We start from the raw sequence: 17,867 nt of genomic DNA on the forward strand, positions 1-17,867 counted from the left end.
GACCACTTCAAACCACCTATAACAAACCACCTATAACAAACCACCTATAACAAACCAATTAAAGAAACTAACTTAAATTGAACTAACAAGTTTTGCTTAAATTGAGAAATTTAGCGCTTTCACCCTGATTATGAAGCGTAATGGCCTTTGAAACACCCAGTAACAAAATCAACAAACCATTAACTACAATTTATTGTTAATATAAGTGCAACAAGTATTTTAAAACAAGACTTATAGACTTCATTTAAGTTGAAGTGTGATCACAAAGTGCGGATTAGATGGGTACTGTTAAACAGGTCGATTTTTAACGAAAAATCACGGTAGGCGTCGAGTGTCAAGTATTTAAGTTTCCTGATTACCACCGAGCTTCAGCCAAGGTTAATAACTTCTCTAGCATCGGTGGTGATTTTGCACGGCTAACATAGGACACCCATATCTTTATTTTTAAAATTTCAACACGCTGTAAGTAGATTCCCTATCGCCCTCGCGGGCATTCACTGTAGGGAATGACGGGGGTTAACACTGTATTCTCTATTTAAAATGATGGGTATTTATACGGCATAATAAATATTGACGGTTATTATTAACCGCCACATCTAATAAATTTTATGGCTGTCCCATCTTTCATATTTTTATATTCAAGCTCTTATCTGAGACATAATTTATGCATCAATGTATTAAAGCCATTATCTCTTTATCTAAATAGCTGTCTTTTTAATTATTTCTGATTGTTTTAATGCGGATATAAAACCTTTCGCACTAAATTTCGAATTGCCTATAACAACGACATTTTTAGTAATAAACTCATTATAAATGAAATCTACTCCCTTAGATGTGAGAGCTTCAAATACGGGAGTTCCCTCAAAACAAGACATTGAAAATTTAATTGGCTGATTATTTACAATCAAAACTCGATTAGATAAATATCTTTGCTGTGAACAGTCATTAGTCAAATCAAAGATAGTAAAAAAAGTTCCTGAATCAACTGAAGCTTCGAATAAATAATCTTTGGAATAAACTATAGGTATAGAATTTAAATTAACTTGCCATTCCATTCTTAGTTTATTTTGATCATATGCATAAACCCTAACTGATAACAAAATCAGAATTACAGCTAACATTATTTTCTTCATCTTGTTCATCTAATCCATTTCAAATGTATGCTTAATTAGCATATCAGTCATACGGCTAGATAAAAAGATGATGATAGAAATGAAACATAGGACACCCATATCTTTATTTTTGAAATTTCAACACGCTGTAAGTAGATTCCCTATCGCCCTCGCAGGCATTCACTGTAGGGAATGACGGGGGTTGGTATTATATTCTCTATTTAAAATAGATGGGTATTTATACGGCATAATAAATATTGACGGTTATTATTAACCGTCACATCTAATAAATTTTATGGCTGTCCCATCTTTCATCTTTTTAAGCACACACCATTGATTTCAGGTGCAAGGTGTTGAGAAATAGCCTTGGGTCGGCAATCTTATTTAATATTGATTGGGGCGGTAAACAATCATCATCAACGTAATCGACATAATCAGCCGCTGAGTCAAAGATCAAAATATCCAATGCTAAACGATCTAAGCCGTATAAACCGCGGTGGATCATATCAGCAGAAAACACCAATAAGTCACCCGCTGCTAACCCAATTTGTTTACCGCCAGAGATGCTGTCATTGCTGACTTTACCATTTTCTTCTTGGCGAACATTGTGCTCTTCTTCGTTGTCCCATCGCTTGTGCGTACCGGGGATGATTTCCATGCCAAGTTCATCAAATAAAGGCACTCGAAGATGTAACACTTGCGTTTCTAATATGACTTTCATTTGGTCTTCAAGATCATAGTCATATTGACAGTCACGATGCCAAAAGTCTTTTTGTTGCAGATTTACGGGGTTGAAGAACAATTGTGTATTCATAAATGCAGGATTTTCAAGTATCACTGCATCAACAACGTCCATGATCTTTTTGGAGCTGATAAAGTCAAAAAGTACCGTTCTATCATCGATGGGTAGATATTCGCTGCCCGTAATTAAAGACGAGTTAAACGCTTCTTCATGATAAAACTCTGTGTTGTCTGCTTTCCACAATTCATGGAACTTTAGCACCACTTTTCTAAGCAATGAAATCTGAGCTTCATCGAAATAATTTCTAATCACAAAGTAACCATGTTCATCATAATGGTTACTTAATTGCTGGCTGTTTTCTATCACTGACTACCTTCACACTCTCGGTACCGTTTACTGACGACGGTATTCTTGGGCGCATAATGCCAGACTGATGGTATTCAACCAAGTAATAAAATCATCATTAAAAAATACAGGACACCCATATCTTTATTCTTTAAGATTTCCACACACAGTGAGTAGATTCCCTATCGCCCTCGCAGGCATTCACAGCAAATAATAACGGACTTATTACCCGTCATATTTAGCGTAATTTTATGGGTGTCCTATCTTTTGTTGTTTGTATCTTTTGTTAAAAATTAAAGATGTAACCACGATCTTCTAAACGCTTTTTGCTTTTTGCTAAACGAGGCCAAAGCGCATATTGTTCAACACCAAATGGGTTTTCACTCTTATCGTCATTATCAACGAATTCCTGAACGTTCAGGATATACACGCGAGTCTGTTTGATAAACATCGATGATTTAGTCGCTAATGAGCCTTCTGACTCTGGACGTGAAATAATTTCTGGCTTTAGTGTGTAAAAATCCGTTGGGTTGTTCATGATCTTATAAACCTATTGTTATGGATAGCGTGCTATTTCAATTTACCTATAATGCGAAATATATCACGTCAGTATGAGAACCCACTGACAATATTGATATATCGTAAAAATAGCGTTATCAGTGAGAAAAACAGGTGCTATATCGCGGTTAATCTAAGCATTGTTTAGCTTTCGTTACTATACTTTATAAACATAACAGCAAACGGCCACCTAAAGAGGTAGCCGTTCGTTAGTGTCATCTAATAAATAACAGATAAATTAACACATCTAATTATTTTAGATTCTGTTCAATCAACACTTTTGTATTATCTAACCACTCATAGCGTCGACGATACATTGCACGTTTAGGGCGTGAAATATCTTCAGGATTACGGCGAATATCTTCAAGCGTTAATTGATATAAATGCTCATCAAACTCAGTTGCACCTAATGCTAACCAATGCTTATCGTAATCCATCTTGATTTTACCAGTAGCGTAACGCTTTGCTGAATAAGTATGGGCACTATTCTTTATAGCAAGCAGTGTGTCTACCTGCCAAGCATTAGCGAGCAGTGTGACCATTTTAATCATTAAATCTTTTGGACGTTGTCCGAATAATGCTTTAGTCAGTAATTTTATTTTTTGGTTATTTTCAGGGCTACTCGCAGGGCCTTGTAAACCACCAATCACTAATTGACGCTTCCCTTTTACTTCTCGAATCGCAAATGTCAGGGTATAAAAGTTTTCATCCGCATCATTAAAGAGCGTTAAACTCATATCACCCTCTTTTTGATAACGAGCATAGAATGTCAATTTAAAACAATAATCGACATCATCAACAGTAAAATTACACAGTGTTAATCCATAACGATCTTTATAAATAGCGTCACGAATATGTGCTGATAATTGAGAGACAAACTTAAAATGCTCTACAACAAATTTTGCCCGTTCAGTCGCATTTGTTCCATAAATCACATAGGGACGAAATGGTTTTTCTAAAAAACGAGGGTTACGTTGACATAAAGTATCTAGCAAAGAAGGATCAATTTCAGAAGTGATATGCTGGAAAGCTTTATGATAGAACATTGCGCGAAGAATAAATTTCACTCTATAACGCCATAATGGTGAGTATTTTTTAGCTTGGCTATCTGGATAAATAATTTTTGCGTGGTTACTAAGAGATATATTTGACTTTATCACGCCGTTAATTCTTATGTGGCATATTGAATATGCTATTATCAATTAGTAATATTTTTTATCAACACATTTATTCTTTACGACGATTGCACGATTAATCTGCACGCAAAACGCTCGACATTACAACAATAAGAGTAATTGATTTTATATAATTTGCTATTTATATGCTAAAAATCGATATAATCAAGTCACTACACCTGTAATTGGCATGATTAATTCACTATTGCCATGGTATAATGACAAAATAATGTTTTTATTTTTGGTTATTTATATGGCTGAGCAACTTCATTTCCCAAAACTACATCGCTTAATTCACTGGCTATTAGCATTTTCTATTCTTTTTATTTTATTAACTATTTTTTTACGTTCGACGTGGATGGATAAAACACATATAGCTGCTATTATCCAATCTGGATTTAACAGTGACAGTCTTTTCATTACACAACAACAAGCAATTACAATAGCTAAATCAATCCGTAATGAAATGTTCCAATGGCACTATATTGTAGGTTATTTCATCGGTGTACTCGTATTTCTACGCGTATATTATTCTAAAAAAGTGGGGATTTTTATGCCTAACCCATTTAAAAAGAATAGCTTACATGACCGTCTTCAAGGATTATTATATATAGCATTTTATTTATTCTTAGCGAGTGTCGTAATAACAGGATTAGTTATTCACTTCTTAGGTCACGACTTTATTTTATACGCACAATGCAAAACATTTCATAAACTATCATGGTGGGGTATTTTAGGCTTTATGCTAATCCATATTGGTGGCGTTATTTTTGCTAATGGTCGTGATAATAAAGATACAATTACAAAAATGATTAATGGCTAAAACATATTAAAAAATACAACTAAATAATAACAATAAAAAGCTGAGTTATTTAAATACTCAGCTTTTTATTTTTAGTCATAAATAACCATGCTAACTTATTTGTTATTCTTAGGCGTACCAACAACAAGTCCAAGAATAATACCGTAAACCATATGTCCCATTAAAGCGACCATTGACATTGGCATGCTGTGGAAGAATATACCTTTACCAGCCATTGGCATTACAACTAACATCGCACCAAGGTAAATTGGAATTAAGAATAATAGACCACGTAACCAACCAGAACCGGGTAAACGACTATAACCAATTAATAGATAACCAATTGGGAATACAATCGTACCTACCATGAAGTGCATCATCAGGCCAACAGTGTCAGAGGTTCCTAACATATGAGCAATAATCGCGGCAACATTCATTGAATGCCCAATAAGATGCGGCGCAATAAATTTACCCATTAAAGTAAATGCTAATGTACCTAAAAAACCACCAATCAGTGCTTTTACGATATTACTTATACTTACGTTGTCTTTAAACATACTGTGACCTAAAGAAGTTATTGAATATTTTTCTAGAATAGACATTCCCCTTACTAGAAGGTCAACAAAATTATGCGTTTAAAAGAATAAAAATGTCATTACGCATCTCAATCCCGCAATAATAAACATGAGAAAATCAATATTCTTACCCTCAGAGAGAATAAACAATGAAATGTTCTGTCTTTATCATTGCCAGTGTTGACGGATTTATTGCAAGAAAAGAAGGTTCAATTGATTGGCGACAAACAGCGGGTAATTTAACGACTCAAGTTAGACCAACTTCACCCATTTAATGTAATTGTAGTAAATATTTCATTGCCTGTTTCACAAAACATCACATTTTCTAACGGCTTTTTCATGTTTATAGTGTAACTATGCACTGTCTTTTTTTTATGGTGTCTATCTATAGTGATAATTGAATTTTTAAGAAACCCTAAAAATACGGGTTCTGTTATATCAAGCAGTCAATTTTTAGTTCAAGAGATGATTTCACATATATCGCCAGAAAATACTATTATTGAATTAGGTGCAGGCTCCGGTGTGATCACTCGTAAACTTGCTGAAATTCAATCTATTGATACTATTTACACTTATGAAAATAACCCTATTTTTCATAAGTCACTAATAAAAATAGATAAGACTATTTGTGTCTCGGATCTTTTTACTATGAAAGACAGGCATCAACACCAAAAAGTGAAAACGATTATTTCAAGCATCCCTTTTGTCAATTTTTCAACGGAGACAAAAGCAAAGGCGCTAAATGATATAAGTACCGTTTTAGAGCATGGTGGCAAACTGATTCAATATACTTATTTAAATCGTTGTCCATTTGGTGCAGATAATCTTCGCGAAAATAAGCTGATGCAAACCAACATGAAAAAGGTATGGCTTAATTTCCCCCCTGCTACGGTTTTTGTTTACGAAAAAAACAATAATTTGTAATATCCCACCCTATAAATTTAAAGGCTATCAATCATAGATAGCCTTTATTTAAAAATGTCTTACACCGTTTTTATCTTATTATTTATGTGCGTAATCGATAATTGTCTTTCGATATAAATCTAATAGTTGTGCAGCATCAACACTGATACCCACGGCTTGGGCTGGCATTGATGACCATTCATCAGTTTGATAACGTCTTTGATCTAGTTTCTGAAGTGTCATACCGCTTGCTGGTCCGTCACAAACAACACGCACAGGCCCTTTTCTTGTCGTAAATAACGCAGGATTAATCACATAAGCAATCGCAGATGGATCGTGTACATGACAGCCATTAAGCCCCACTTTCTCTGAATAGAAACGTAAGTAATAACGGCTGATATCAAAAATAAACTCACCCACATCAGCAGCATCATTGCGTAATTGTTCTAGATAATGCGCACTAAAGAAGCTTTCCTCTGTCACATCAAGCCCAATAATAGTAATTGGCCAAGGTGCACAAAACACAATATCAGCAGCATGAGGATCGTCATGAATATTCGCTTCGGCATAAGGTGTGACATTACCGCGATGATCATTCTCGCCAAATGCGCCCCCCATAATTACAACTTGAGCCACTAATTGTGCGATTTCTGGTGCTGCTTGTAAGGCTAAAGCAAAGTTTGTTAATGGACCAACAGCCACCAGCGTAATTTCGTGAGGATAAGCTTTTACAGTATCAATAATATATTGATACGCTGGTCGTGGATCTGGGTGGCCAACAAAATCATCAGGCACATGAAAGTCACCTAAACCTGTGACGCCATGAACAACTTCAGTAGGGCCAACAGGATCACGAACTAACGGTTGACTCGCACCCTGAGCAATATCTGCCGTCATCTTAAATCGTTGTTTAAGATACAACGCATTACGGGTACCATTCTCAATAGTCGCATTACCGAAAACAGTCGTAAGTGCCATTAATTCTATATCAGGATGTGCTTCAGCAAATAAAATTGCCATTGCATCATCAATACCAGGATCAGTGTCTAATATAATTTTCTTTGCCATGATTTATTCTATCCGCTCTTTTTTATTAACCACTACAGATTGATGCGATAGGATAAATGACTACCAATATTGTTACTGTGATAGTTGTAGATAAATAACTATGGCTTTCTTTTTTAACAACAGTTGGTTATATTTCGATAATAACAGAAATAAATACCATAATAAAAGGTTAGCTTTACTATGACGTGTCATCAAATAGATATTAATCAAATTGCCAAATCCCTTAAAGAATTAGGCCATCCAACCCGTTTAGCTATTTTTAAACGCGTCATTAAAGCAGGCTACCAAGGTATTGCGGTCGGGGATATTCAACAACAACTGGCTATTCCAGGCTCAACCCTTTCCCACCATATTTCTAGCCTTGCTTCGGCGGGATTACTCACTCAACGTCGTGAAGGACGTACACTCTTTTGTGTCGCACACTATGATGCGTTAACCAGTGTCATCAGTTTTTTACAAGATGAATGTTGTATTGATGAACAACGGTAGTAAATAAAAGCTTAATTTTCAACATTTTAATTATTTTACACTTTCCTTAATAGATATATTTCCATAATTATAGAAATATATTTTTGACAACACTCTCGTTTACCTTTATATTTCGATAATACTAGAAATATAAAGAATAAATATGTTTACAATAACATCCGAAATGATAACCAATACCTTACAAATGTTTGGTTTTCTTGCCGTTGAACTTACCGTACTGTTTCTTGCGATTAGTTACCTAGTCGGCATATTACAGGTTTATATTCCACCCGCTAAAATTCAAGCCATTCTTAGCGGTAAAAATGGTAAAGGTTATTTCATTGCAGGCTTACTTGGCGCTATTACTCCTTTTTGTTCATGTTCAACCATTCCATTTTTAAAAGGATTACTACGAGCAAAAGCAGGATTTGGCACCATGATGGTGTTTTTGTTTGCCAGCCCACTGCTTAATCCCATCATTATTGGTTTATTTGCGGTAACGTTTGGTATAAAAGTCACCGTATTTTATTTTGTAATCGCGATGGGTGTATCCATTATTGCAGGGTATTTACTGGAAAAATTAGGTTTTGAAAAATACATCAAAGCAGAAGCCTATAGTGATCCTAAACCATCATGTTGTGGATCAAGCTGTAATTCGACACCAAAACCAATCAATAAATGGCTTCAAATTTGGCAAACAACATGGGTTGATTTTAAAAAAGTATTACCCTATTTAATTGGTGGTATTGCATTAGGTTCAATGATTTATGGCTTTATGCCAACAGAATTTGTAGCTAAAGTTGCCAGTGAAAATAATCCCTTTGCGATCCCTATTGCAGCCATCATTGGTATTCCACTTTATATTCGTGCAGAAGCCGTTATTCCATTAAGTGCTGCATTAGCCGCAAAAGGCATGGGATTAGGCGCGGTAATGGCTTTGATCATTGGTAGTGCGGGCGCAAGTTTAACCGAGGTGATCTTACTTAAATCAATTTTTAAGAATCAAATGATTATCGCATTCTTAGTGGTAATTCTTGGCATGGCTATCGGTGCCGGATATCTGTATCAATTTATATTTTAACTTACACAATAAATAAAAATCCCTCAGCGTAAATAGCTGAGGGATTTAATTAATGTTCATATTGTATTAACGGTAACTATATTGACCGAAATTACTTGAGAATGTCCAATGGTTACCATTTGACCATTGAATGCCAACAACTTGAGTACATTGCCCACCAGCATTTACAAAACCAGCGCCATAAAAACCACTGCGAGCTACGCTACATAAATTAGCATCACTGCCTTCAACCGCTTTTACTCGTTAACCAACTTGTTTGGGATTATTTAAAGACATCCACTCAAATTGATTAACAACTGATAATAACGGTTGCTCACCTTGAATGTCTTTAACTCAATATCACGCCTACACTTAACAATACCATTGCCGTTAGGAATCCTAACAGTGGTCCAATAAAGCGTAACCATGTTGAGTAACCAATACGCCCAATCGCCAAGCCCCCCATTACAACACCCGATGTTGGCGTTACTAAATTAGGCAAACCAGAAGCAGATTGAAAAGCCGTGACAACCAACTCGCGACCAACCCCTGCAAAATCAGCCAATGGCGCTAAAATTGGCATCGATAATACAGCTAATCCTGAAGATGACGGCACCACTAAACACAAGACAGCTTCAATCCAGTAAATAGCGTTAATAAATAAGATTTGAGGCAAACCAACTAATAATCCTTCCGCGAAATTTAAAATAGTATGAGTGATATTACCGTCGTCCATCACCACCACTAACCCACGAGCAATAGCAATAATTAACGCGACACCTAATAAATCTCGCGCACCATTAATAAAGCTATCGGTGATTTCAACTTCAGATAATTTACCCACTAAACCTGCAACAATACTTGAACCAATAAATAATGCAGAAAGCTCAGCCATCCACCAGCCTTGGGATGCAACACCCCACATCATAATCGCAAAGGTTAATCCAAAAATAGTTAATACAATTTTACGGGTTAAGGTGAGTTCTGGTGCGCTTTCACCACGACCATGTAAAAAGTATTCTCTATTCGCTTCACCTTGCTCTGCAACTAAAGATTGCGATGGATCGCGTTTTACTTTATCAGCATAACGCATCACATAAATCACACATGCAAGCCAGCCAATAATGAGAATAGCCAGTCGTAGCCAGATACCATCAACAAAGTTAATTTCAGTAGCATTAGAGGCAATCACCGTAGCAAAAGGGTTAATGGTAGAGCCTAAACACCCAATTCCGGCACCCACCATAATAATCGCAACCCCCACAATGGAATCATAACCCGCAGCAATCATCACGGGAATCAGTAAGGCATAAAATGGAATTGTCTCTTCCGCCATACCATATACAGTGCCACCTAGCGCAAATAACCCCATTAAAATAGGGATCATCCAACGCTCTTTGCCCCCTAAGCGTGCCATGGTTTTCGCAATACCCGCATCAATTGCACCCGTTTGAGTAACCACAGCAAGATAACCGCCAATCACAAGTACAAATAAAGCGACATCAACCGCTCGCGCCATATAATTGGCCGGATCATAAAACCCTTGAATCGGTGCCATTAATATATCAAGAAAGCCTTGAGGATTTGCGTCAACGGTTTGGTAAGAACCAACCAACGGCACCATCTTACCCAAGGTTTCATTATTCACCATTTGATACTGACCCGCAGGGATCAACCATGTTAATGCAGCCATTAAGACGGTAAGTAACATTAAAATTGTGTAGGCTGAAGGAAATTTAAGCGTTTTCATACAGATATCCTTAAATTATTGGGACGCTATTCCCAGCGTCCCATTTAGAGATGGTTAGGCCATCTTCTTGTTATGCAACGAAAGCCATCATGTCAGCAGTTAGCATTCCATCGAGCCCCATTTGCTTTAATGTACGACCATCTTTAAAATAATCAGCATTGTTATAGGCATTATCAATATGTAAACAAGCGGTAATAATCGGTGTTTCAACGCCTGTTAATTGCGCAAATTCATAACATGGAACCAATAAGTAAGCGGCATCTTCAGTGATATAACGGTTACTTGAAGAATTAGGTGCACTGTTTAACTTACCATGCGTTTCTGAGGTACGATTAACGTCGTAAACTGTTTTACACTCCATGTCATATAGCGCATTCATCGCCTCTAATTCAGTCTTTAAATTCAAGCCCAATGCTTGACCAATGGCTAATCGCTCAGCTTCCATTACCGCGGCAGCGCGCGCCGTAGATACTGAACAGCAGTCTTTGTAATAGTTAAATTGGCCGTCAAAGTTTTCCAGTAGCCCCATACTTAAAGTAGTAAGCAATGGATGGCCGCCAAAGTTAATATTTTCTAATCCCGCCATAATTACATTGTCTAAAGCTGTTAATGGTAATGGCATCAATGGTTGTAAACGAGTAATTGCAGCTTGTGTGCGACAGCCCGGAAAAGCCGCAACAGGAAGGTGCGTTTTCATACCTAAAATAGCCAACTCAGCAGGACCAACAATACGTGTCGCCCATGGAATAGAAATCGCATCAACGAAGGTAATGTCGACATCTTGATAGCCTTCATCACACTTAATTTTATTTAACACCAATGATCCATAATTACCCGGCATTAACATGATTAACTGTCCGCTTTTTAAATGCGGTAACATTGAGCGAAACAAAGGTTCTTGAGCAAAAGAAGGCACAGGTAAAATCAATATATCAGCGTAATCAACTGCTTTTTTTAAGTCACGAGTGATCGTATCAATAGCTTGAAAGCCTGCAAAAGATAATTCAACGTCATTACAAGAGGCTAATGCCGTGATCCCACCTTGTGCTTCTATGTCTGCGAGTGGTTGATCAAATCCTTTTGCGCCATATAAACACACCTCTGCACCTTGTAATGTCAGATGATATGCTGCTGTCAGCCCTGCGTTACCTGATCCAATAATAGAAACACGCGTTGTCATAATTATTCCTTAAGATGATGTTATAAGACAAAATCACATTAAGAAAAATGGCGAACAAAAAATAATACTATAACCTAAACAGGCTATGTCTTTAGGTTATAACCTAACCAGAAAAACAATATAAATATATTAAATACAAAAAGTTACACTAACGGCCATCAAAATCATGATCATCACTGTAATGTGATCTGTTCCTCTTTAGCATTATAACAAGCTATGCATAGGCCCTATTTTTAGATAAATATCCATCTTATCGGCGGTTAACATAAACTGTTCAATAAACCGTTCAGCATGACGGTGGATCGGTCTTAACCCTGGATACAAAATAGTAAACTCAAACGGTAAATTAAAGGCTAATGGACGCATCACGACATCACGTCTTTCATTGGCTAAATATGCAGTAAATGGATCAGTAATGGCGATCCCCACCCCTTCAGCCACTAGAGCAGCAGCAGTACTGGCTAATGAGACCTCAATTTGTTTATTCATCTTAATGTCGTGACGGCGTAATAAATTATCAATACAGCGCTGAATCATGTCTTTTTCATGCCGTATCACACATTCATTACTGAGATCTGTCACTGAGATTATTGTCTTACATGCTAATGGTGAAGATGCAGGAATTAATGCAACACACTCACATGTCACCGTCTGGCTATTGACCCCTGCAATATTTTCAGTCGTAAATGCAAACCCAATATCTGTCGTTTGTGCTTGAATTTGGCGCACAACATCTTCAGAACGAAAAGTCTTTAGACCAATTTTAGTTTGACAATTATGTTGTAAAAAATTGGCTAATATACGAGGTAAAAAAGCATGAGAAAGAACAGGCATAGCCGCAATTGTTAATGATCCTAAATGATGAGTTCGAATTGCTTCAGCTGCGCTATCTAACCCATTCACAGCATCCAAAACTTTGGCGACCTCTAAATAAAAAGCTTGACCTTCCTCACTTAATATCAGTCGACTACGTTGACGAATAAACAACTTAAATTTTAATTGTTCTTCTAAACTGGATAATAAACGGCTTACCGCCGGTTGACTAATATTCAATAACTCTGCCGCTGCAGTAACAGTTTGACATTCAACAACAGCACGAAAAGCATGTAGATAAGATAACTTCATAAGCATTGAAACACATATAAATAACAGTACATCATAATAAACATTATTGTTAATAAAAACATTGAGGTGTAAAGCAAACTGGCGATTCAAATCGTGACTAGTATAAAAAACGCAATTCGATTACACTCTATCCACGTAAATTAGTGCTTATTTTGTTATTTTAAAAGGAATCATTCATGGGATTTTTTAATGCTATCTTAGGTAACGCTGGCGAGATGGATCTTGCAGATGCAACTGAAGAATTATCAACGATTCTTGGTCAAGGTGAGCACATCGAATTAGCTTATAAACTTGTTCGAGATATGATTATTTTAACCGATCGTCGTTTAATTTTGATTGATAAACAAGGTATGACAGGAAGAAAAGTGGAATACCGCTCAATACCTTATAAATCAATTACTATGTACACAGTTGAGACAACAGGTCATTTTGATTTAGATGCAGAATTAAAACTGTGGATTTCAGGCCAACATGAGCCAATGACACTTGAATTTAACGGTTCAACCAATGTTTATGCCTTACAAGGTCTATTAGCCGCTAAAATTGCAGGTAAATAAACCTTTCTTGGGGATAAAAACAAAGGGCGCAATATCATATGCGCCCTTCTGTTATGACTGATATATTTACTATAACATTACTAAGCAACCGTCATTAATGCAGTCGCTAAAGCATCTATTTGTTGTTCTTGTAGCCCTGCAACATTAATACGACCATCACCCACCGCATAAATAGCAAATTCATCACGTAAACGCATAATTTTCTCAGGCGATAAACCTGTCATAGAAAACATACCTTTATGATCAGCAATAAAACTAAATTGATCGCAACCCTTAGCCGCTAAGGTGTTCACTAAACTCTGACGTAATCCAATAATACGTTGTTGCATCATAACCAATTCTTGTTTCCACACCGCCGTTAACACGCTATCTGTTAATATATCAGCCACTAATGCTGCACCGTGATCAGGTGGCATGGTGTAACTCGCTCGTGCTAGCGTTAAAATCCGACCTTTGGCTTTTTGCGCATTTGGCAACGTATCACCCACCAACAATGCGGCACCAGTACGCTCTCGATATAATCCAAAGTTCTTAGAGCACGAAGTGGCGATCATCATTTCTTCAATGTTATCAGCCATGAACTTCAAGCCCGCGCCATCTTGCTCAAGCCCATCACCAAAACCAATATATGCCATATCAACAAACGGCATAAAGCCATTCTTATTTGCTAATGCGGTGATCGCTTGCCACGCTTCAAAACTAATATCAGCACCCGTCGGGTTATGACAACAACCATGCAGTAATACCACATCATTAACCCCTGCTTGTACTAAAGCTGATAACATTGCATCGGTATTTACTTGTTTCGTATCACGATCAAAATAAGGATAATATTTAACCTTTAATCCTGCCGCTTCCATTACAGGTCGATGGTTAACATAACTTAAATCAGTTAACCACACGGTAGTATTTGCATTAGCAACATGCATCAGATCAGCCAGCATACGTAATGCGCCACTACCACCAGGGGTTTGAACCCCCGCAGCACGGCTATGAGCAGAAGTATCCGCTAATAACAGATCAATCATGCATTGATTAAAAACTTCACTCCCCGCAAGACCAACATAAGATTTTGTCGTCTGAGTTTGAAGTAAGCGGTGTTCTGCTTGAGAAATTGCGGCCATAATCGGTGTTTGACCGTGATTATTGCGGTAAACACCAATACCAAGATCCATCTTATGATCACGCTGATCGGTATTATAAATTAACGATAATGACAATATTGGATCAGGTTGTGCAGGAGAAAGTTGTGAAAACATTAAGCAAATTCCGTTTATAAAGGCATGAATTTAAATTAGCACTTCAACTTCATGGCGTCATTAGAAAAATAGCATCACATTCTAATGAAATTTTATGGGTGTCCTATGTTTACTCTATAAAGCGTAATGGTTTTAGAAATATCCAGTAACAAATTCAACAAACCATTAGTTACACTTTATTGTTAATATAAATGCAACAAGTATCTTAAAGTAAGGCAGATCTACTACTGGTGTATTCGTATTAGATGACTCATTAAAAACAGCATTAGATCAATATGGAATAGTTATTTAAAGCACAAAAAATAGAGCCTTCACATGAAAAATAAAAAAATTAAATTATTAATGTTAGTTTCATTATTTACTTTGTTCGGATGTGAAAAATCATCATCTAATATTGAATATAGATCACCATCTTCTGGTGATAAAGGTAGTTATTCCATTATTAAACATGAAAGCTTAGATGATAGTAAATATTCACTCCTAACGAATAGAATAGGTAAAAATGATAAATATACGGACTTTACTAAAATAACAATTGATTGTTCAAACCATAAATATTTGGTCACAGCTATTGGATATGAAGATGGTGCAGAAGACACACCAAATAAAGAATTAATTTCCGTACCAAAATCAAGTCAAAAATGGACAGAACTTATTAATGGTTCAAGTAAATCAGATTTGGTTAATTTTGTTTGCAAACATATAGCTAAATAAAAACTTAGTCTATGTTATTTTTAAATCATCAAATAAATTTAAAAAAATATGCGATAAAATTGACTACATAAACCATCAATAGTAGTAAGCCTGTATCCTTATGTATAAAGGCTATTGATAATTAAAGAACCTAGCTATAGCTGAGTTCTTTTTTATTTTGTACGTAAAGCAAACAAAACATCCTGAAGTGGGCGACATTATTCTCCGATTAAAATGTCTATTTTAAGGTAGTTCATTATGGTGAAAATAGCTGAAAATTCAGGTATTTTGTCTTTCTAGTAAATATAAATAAGAAAAATAAATGGACATTATCCCTGTATATAAACTGATGAGTGGTGAAAATTATCATGTTGATGGATTACGTAAGAATACCATTTGGTTTTCAAATGTTGAACAACTCAATGACCCTTATGAAGGAAGGATATATTTCGAGCAAGAGGAAGTATCTATTGCCAATATGAAGTCAGCTTTAACGTAAATTTTTTATCTCAATAATAATGACTTAAAGAAATCTCGTCGAGAAGTTGAAGATCGTTTTAAAAAAATGGGGAAAACTATATTCACTAAGCATATACATAAAAATGTATCTCGCCATTTTCATGAATTTCTAAAAACGCATCATAAAGAAAGACATGTTCTTTCCTTGTCAAAAGCTAATTTATCATTAAAAGAAAACCTCTTTCCTGAGCCTCTGAGTTTAATGATGATGTGGGCGCATTATGCTAACGGTTTTAGAGGGTTCTGCATTGAATATGATTACTCTAAGCTAATTAAAAGTATAAATGAAATCAACGATATAAGATTGGATGCGAGAGAAGTTGAATATGTAAAAAGTAACCTCCCTATAATTAAGTCAAGTACGGTAATAGATGACATAATTTATAAGAATAATAAAACTTCAAAAGAAATCATCAAAGCTTTATGCTACTAAGCATAAAGCTTATCGCTTCCAAAGACATGACACTGTCGTGACTCGATGAGGCCATGACCTTTTTCAAAAGTAATGTTATTGGCTACACTTGCTCGCTCAGCTGCAAATGCTTTTTCTACCGCTATTCGAAGTTTTCCCTGATTACTTTTGACAGCAAGCAAGTAACCAGCACCTTTATCAACAATAGCTTTAGCTATCTTAGTTTGACAAGCCATTGCGTCAATAGTCACCAATGCTCCCTTTATGTCGAGCATTTTTATAAGTTCCGGGATTGCGGTAATTTCATTGCTTTTTTGTTCCGTTTTTAACTGCCCTAACACTAACTTATTGGATGATGCATAGGCGCTGGATGGTGCTAGCTCTATCTTCACGGTTATAGGAGCCACGAAGTGTTTTGCCATCAATAGCAACTACTTGACCCTCGGTCAATGTATGGACTGATGATATCCAGTTAATAAAGCATTATTGAAACTGCTTAGGTTCAATGGTAGAGATGATATGTGCGATAGTGTCATCAGCTGGAATATCATTTAAAAACATATTATTGCGAGAAAACCAGTCATGATGACCAAGAATATATTCACGAATATTAAACCATCCCTTAGCTCCAGCAATCACCGCATATAATGAACTAAACAATACTTCAAAAAGGCAATAAGTTACTTTTGCACCTTGGCGTTGGTCAGTGATACTCTCAAAATGTTCTTTAAAATGGTCAATGTACATGATGGTCTCCCCCAAAAAGGGAGTATATGATCACAACTAGATGTGATCGTCAAATCAATCATTAAATTGATTATAAAACGTTCACGATCTCACCCTGCCAAAAGAATGCTATATCAATTATGCAGAAGCAGAACAAGATACACTCAAATATAATTGCAGCATTACAATACCAAGCGGAGCCATAGTTATAACAACTATTTATCGCCAGTGATGATGGAAGCAGCCGCTTAATTTAAACACCTATAAAGGTGTACAGTTTTACTTGACCACACAAGGTAAAAAAAAAGCAAGTGAAGGCGTGGTGCCGAAGGCAAAACACCCTTCGTATCAGCGATCTCTTTGAATGAAAACTGTCATCCTATTTATATGCAGCTAAGTATTGTTTCTTGTTTTAAAAAACAAGAAATTACAGATTGGGCTAAAAAACACTTAAAAGAAAAAACATTAGTTATATCAGATGGTTTACCCTGCTTTAATGGCCTGGTAGCAGCAGATATTATTCATGGTTCCTTATCAAAAAATGGTAGGAACTTCATCAATATGAAGCTGCATTTCATTGGGTCGATACCATGATTGGTAACATTAAAAATTCAATAACAGGGACGTATCACGCGATTAGAAAAAAACATATTCCTCGTTATTTTGGTGAATTCTGTTTTCGATTTAATTATCGCTTCCGAGTTGAAGATATATTCAATACGCTGATTAAATGTGTTGCAAAATCACCACCGATGCCAGAGAAGTTATTAACCTTAGCTGAAGCTCGGTGGTAATCAGGAAAGGTTTTATGTTTATACGCTAACTTGATTATTATAAC

General features: G+C 36.2%; 19 protein-coding genes and 2 pseudogenes. 10 read left to right on the forward strand and 11 right to left on the reverse strand.

Annotated features, from left to right (window positions below; genetic code table 11):
* Window positions 1-698 precede the first annotated feature (698 nt).
* From GLP24_RS16995 to GLP24_RS17010, 4 genes are all read right to left on the reverse strand, one after another.
* Window positions 699-1,121 (reverse strand): hypothetical protein, encoded by a 423-nt coding sequence (locus GLP24_RS16995; protein ID WP_232602698.1) that lies wholly within the window; start codon window positions 1,119-1,121, stop codon window positions 699-701.
* 310 nt (window positions 1,122-1,431) lie between these two features.
* A complete protein-coding gene (locus GLP24_RS17000) occupies window positions 1,432-2,220 on the reverse strand; it encodes a phytanoyl-CoA dioxygenase family protein (RefSeq protein ID WP_232598002.1) in 789 nt (262 codons plus the stop codon).
* 265 nt (window positions 2,221-2,485) lie between these two features.
* Window positions 2,486-2,737, reverse strand: a complete 252-nt coding sequence (locus tag GLP24_RS17005) for a hypothetical protein (protein WP_101767656.1) — start codon at window positions 2,735-2,737, stop codon at window positions 2,486-2,488.
* A 271-nt stretch (window positions 2,738-3,008) separates the two neighbouring features.
* Entirely contained in the window at window positions 3,009-3,914 is a 906-nt protein-coding gene (locus tag GLP24_RS17010; protein ID WP_232616316.1) for a VirK/YbjX family protein, read from the reverse strand.
* 271 nt (window positions 3,915-4,185) lie between these two features.
* Between GLP24_RS17010 and GLP24_RS17015 the strand changes: the two genes are divergently transcribed.
* Entirely contained in the window at window positions 4,186-4,755 is a 570-nt protein-coding gene (locus tag GLP24_RS17015; protein ID WP_232616298.1) for a cytochrome b/b6 domain-containing protein, read from the forward strand.
* 95 nt (window positions 4,756-4,850) lie between these two features.
* Here the strand turns inward: GLP24_RS17015 and GLP24_RS17020 are convergent, their stop codons facing one another.
* A complete protein-coding gene (locus tag GLP24_RS17020; protein ID WP_152654289.1) occupies window positions 4,851-5,336 on the reverse strand; it encodes a DUF6789 family protein in 486 nt (161 codons plus the stop codon).
* 122 nt (window positions 5,337-5,458) lie between these two features.
* Between GLP24_RS17020 and GLP24_RS19890 the strand changes: the two genes are divergently transcribed.
* Both GLP24_RS19890 and GLP24_RS17025 read left to right on the forward strand, forming a co-directional pair.
* A complete protein-coding gene (locus tag GLP24_RS19890) occupies window positions 5,459-5,584 on the forward strand; it encodes a hypothetical protein (RefSeq protein WP_268833953.1) in 126 nt (41 codons plus the stop codon).
* Between the two features lie 115 nt (window positions 5,585-5,699).
* On the forward strand, window positions 5,700-6,233 hold the full coding sequence (locus tag GLP24_RS17025; RefSeq protein WP_232604294.1) for a class I SAM-dependent methyltransferase: 534 nt from the start codon (window positions 5,700-5,702) through the stop codon (window positions 6,231-6,233).
* Window positions 6,234-6,311: 78 nt separating this feature from the next.
* On the opposite strand, the gene GLP24_RS17030 is transcribed toward GLP24_RS17025, so the two are convergent.
* Complete coding sequence (locus tag GLP24_RS17030) at window positions 6,312-7,280, reverse strand: nucleoside hydrolase (protein ID WP_232616299.1); 969 nt, start codon at window positions 7,278-7,280, stop codon at window positions 6,312-6,314.
* Window positions 7,281-7,460: 180 nt separating this feature from the next.
* Between GLP24_RS17030 and GLP24_RS17035 the strand changes: the two genes are divergently transcribed.
* Window positions 7,461-7,769: an ArsR/SmtB family transcription factor gene (locus GLP24_RS17035; RefSeq protein ID WP_268833952.1), complete on the forward strand. Its 309-nt coding sequence runs from the start codon at window positions 7,461-7,463 to the stop codon at window positions 7,767-7,769.
* A gap of 142 nt (window positions 7,770-7,911) precedes the next feature.
* Complete coding sequence (locus GLP24_RS17040) at window positions 7,912-8,829, forward strand: permease (protein ID WP_232579323.1); 918 nt, start codon at window positions 7,912-7,914, stop codon at window positions 8,827-8,829.
* A 328-nt stretch (window positions 8,830-9,157) separates the two neighbouring features.
* Here GLP24_RS17040 and GLP24_RS17045 read toward each other — a convergent pair whose 3' ends face one another.
* The 3 genes from GLP24_RS17045 to GLP24_RS17055 form a co-directional block, all read right to left on the reverse strand.
* Window positions 9,158-10,558, reverse strand: coding sequence for a YfcC family protein (locus GLP24_RS17045; RefSeq protein ID WP_232616300.1), 1,401 nt, complete (start codon window positions 10,556-10,558; stop codon window positions 9,158-9,160).
* A gap of 70 nt (window positions 10,559-10,628) precedes the next feature.
* The gene (locus GLP24_RS17050; protein WP_101767650.1) at window positions 10,629-11,738 is read right to left on the reverse strand and encodes an NAD/NADP-dependent octopine/nopaline dehydrogenase family protein; all 1,110 of its coding nucleotides are present in this window, start codon (window positions 11,736-11,738) and stop codon (window positions 10,629-10,631) included.
* Between the two features lie 204 nt (window positions 11,739-11,942).
* On the reverse strand, window positions 11,943-12,863 hold the full coding sequence (locus tag GLP24_RS17055) for a LysR family transcriptional regulator (RefSeq protein WP_101767829.1): 921 nt from the start codon (window positions 12,861-12,863) through the stop codon (window positions 11,943-11,945).
* Between the two features lie 176 nt (window positions 12,864-13,039).
* On the opposite strand from GLP24_RS17055, the gene GLP24_RS17060 reads away from it, so the two are divergent.
* Window positions 13,040-13,420 (forward strand): PH domain-containing protein, encoded by a 381-nt coding sequence (locus GLP24_RS17060; protein WP_101767649.1) that lies wholly within the window; start codon window positions 13,040-13,042, stop codon window positions 13,418-13,420.
* Between the two features lie 80 nt (window positions 13,421-13,500).
* Here the strand turns inward: GLP24_RS17060 and GLP24_RS17065 are convergent, their stop codons facing one another.
* Entirely contained in the window at window positions 13,501-14,679 is a 1,179-nt protein-coding gene (locus GLP24_RS17065; RefSeq protein WP_232598007.1) for an amino acid aminotransferase, read from the reverse strand.
* A 315-nt stretch (window positions 14,680-14,994) separates the two neighbouring features.
* On the opposite strand from GLP24_RS17065, the gene GLP24_RS17070 reads away from it, so the two are divergent.
* The 3 genes from GLP24_RS17070 to GLP24_RS17080 all read left to right on the forward strand — a co-directional run bounded on the left by GLP24_RS17070 (window position 14,995) and on the right by GLP24_RS17080 (window position 16,324).
* Entirely contained in the window at window positions 14,995-15,393 is a 399-nt protein-coding gene (locus GLP24_RS17070; RefSeq protein WP_232578175.1) for a hypothetical protein, read from the forward strand.
* Between the two features lie 301 nt (window positions 15,394-15,694).
* Entirely contained in the window at window positions 15,695-15,871 is a 177-nt protein-coding gene (locus tag GLP24_RS17075) for a hypothetical protein (protein ID WP_232616301.1), read from the forward strand.
* A gap of 66 nt (window positions 15,872-15,937) precedes the next feature.
* Entirely contained in the window at window positions 15,938-16,324 is a 387-nt protein-coding gene (locus tag GLP24_RS17080) for a DUF2971 domain-containing protein (protein WP_232616303.1), read from the forward strand.
* A 5-nt stretch (window positions 16,325-16,329) separates the two neighbouring features.
* On the opposite strand, the pseudogene GLP24_RS17085 reads toward GLP24_RS17080, so the two are convergent.
* A pseudogene (locus GLP24_RS17085) lies at window positions 16,330-17,050 on the reverse strand (ISAs1 family transposase); the annotation flags it as partial.
* Between the two features lie 297 nt (window positions 17,051-17,347).
* On the opposite strand from GLP24_RS17085, the pseudogene GLP24_RS17090 reads away from it, so the two are divergent.
* Window positions 17,348-17,823, forward strand: a pseudogene (locus GLP24_RS17090) (IS1595 family transposase); the annotation flags it as partial.
* Between the last annotated feature and the right edge of the window lie 44 nt (window positions 17,824-17,867).

The sequence above is a fragment of the Photobacterium carnosum genome (genome assembly GCF_021236965.1).
Lineage (GTDB): Bacteria > Pseudomonadota > Gammaproteobacteria > Enterobacterales > Vibrionaceae > Photobacterium > Photobacterium carnosum.

Excerpts from the sequence above, each read along its gene's own strand:
- GLP24_RS17080 (WP_232616303.1), top strand. The coding sequence starts at position 15,938 with ATGGGGAAAACTATATTCACTAAGCATATACATAAAAATGTATCTCGC.
- GLP24_RS17035 (WP_268833952.1), top strand. The coding sequence starts at position 7,461 with ATGACGTGTCATCAAATAGATATTAATCAAATTGCCAAATCCCTTAAA.
- GLP24_RS17030 (WP_232616299.1), bottom strand. The coding sequence starts at position 7,280 with ATGGCAAAGAAAATTATATTAGACACTGATCCTGGTATTGATGATGCA.
- GLP24_RS17050 (WP_101767650.1), bottom strand. The coding sequence starts at position 11,738 with ATGACAACGCGTGTTTCTATTATTGGATCAGGTAACGCAGGGCTGACA.
- GLP24_RS16995 (WP_232602698.1), bottom strand. The coding sequence starts at position 1,121 with ATGTTAGCTGTAATTCTGATTTTGTTATCAGTTAGGGTTTATGCATAT.
- GLP24_RS17015 (WP_232616298.1), top strand. The coding sequence starts at position 4,186 with ATGGCTGAGCAACTTCATTTCCCAAAACTACATCGCTTAATTCACTGG.
- GLP24_RS17070 (WP_232578175.1), top strand. The coding sequence starts at position 14,995 with ATGAAAAATAAAAAAATTAAATTATTAATGTTAGTTTCATTATTTACT.
- GLP24_RS19890 (WP_268833953.1), top strand. The coding sequence starts at position 5,459 with ATGAAATGTTCTGTCTTTATCATTGCCAGTGTTGACGGATTTATTGCA.
- GLP24_RS17040 (WP_232579323.1), top strand. The coding sequence starts at position 7,912 with ATGTTTACAATAACATCCGAAATGATAACCAATACCTTACAAATGTTT.
- GLP24_RS17045 (WP_232616300.1), bottom strand. The coding sequence starts at position 10,558 with ATGAAAACGCTTAAATTTCCTTCAGCCTACACAATTTTAATGTTACTT.
- GLP24_RS17005 (WP_101767656.1), bottom strand. The coding sequence starts at position 2,737 with ATGAACAACCCAACGGATTTTTACACACTAAAGCCAGAAATTATTTCA.
- GLP24_RS17055 (WP_101767829.1), bottom strand. The coding sequence starts at position 12,863 with ATGAAGTTATCTTATCTACATGCTTTTCGTGCTGTTGTTGAATGTCAA.
- GLP24_RS17020 (WP_152654289.1), bottom strand. The coding sequence starts at position 5,336 with ATGTCTATTCTAGAAAAATATTCAATAACTTCTTTAGGTCACAGTATG.
- GLP24_RS17065 (WP_232598007.1), bottom strand. The coding sequence starts at position 14,679 with ATGTTTTCACAACTTTCTCCTGCACAACCTGATCCAATATTGTCATTA.
- GLP24_RS17060 (WP_101767649.1), top strand. The coding sequence starts at position 13,040 with ATGGGATTTTTTAATGCTATCTTAGGTAACGCTGGCGAGATGGATCTT.
- GLP24_RS17075 (WP_232616301.1), top strand. The coding sequence starts at position 15,695 with ATGGACATTATCCCTGTATATAAACTGATGAGTGGTGAAAATTATCAT.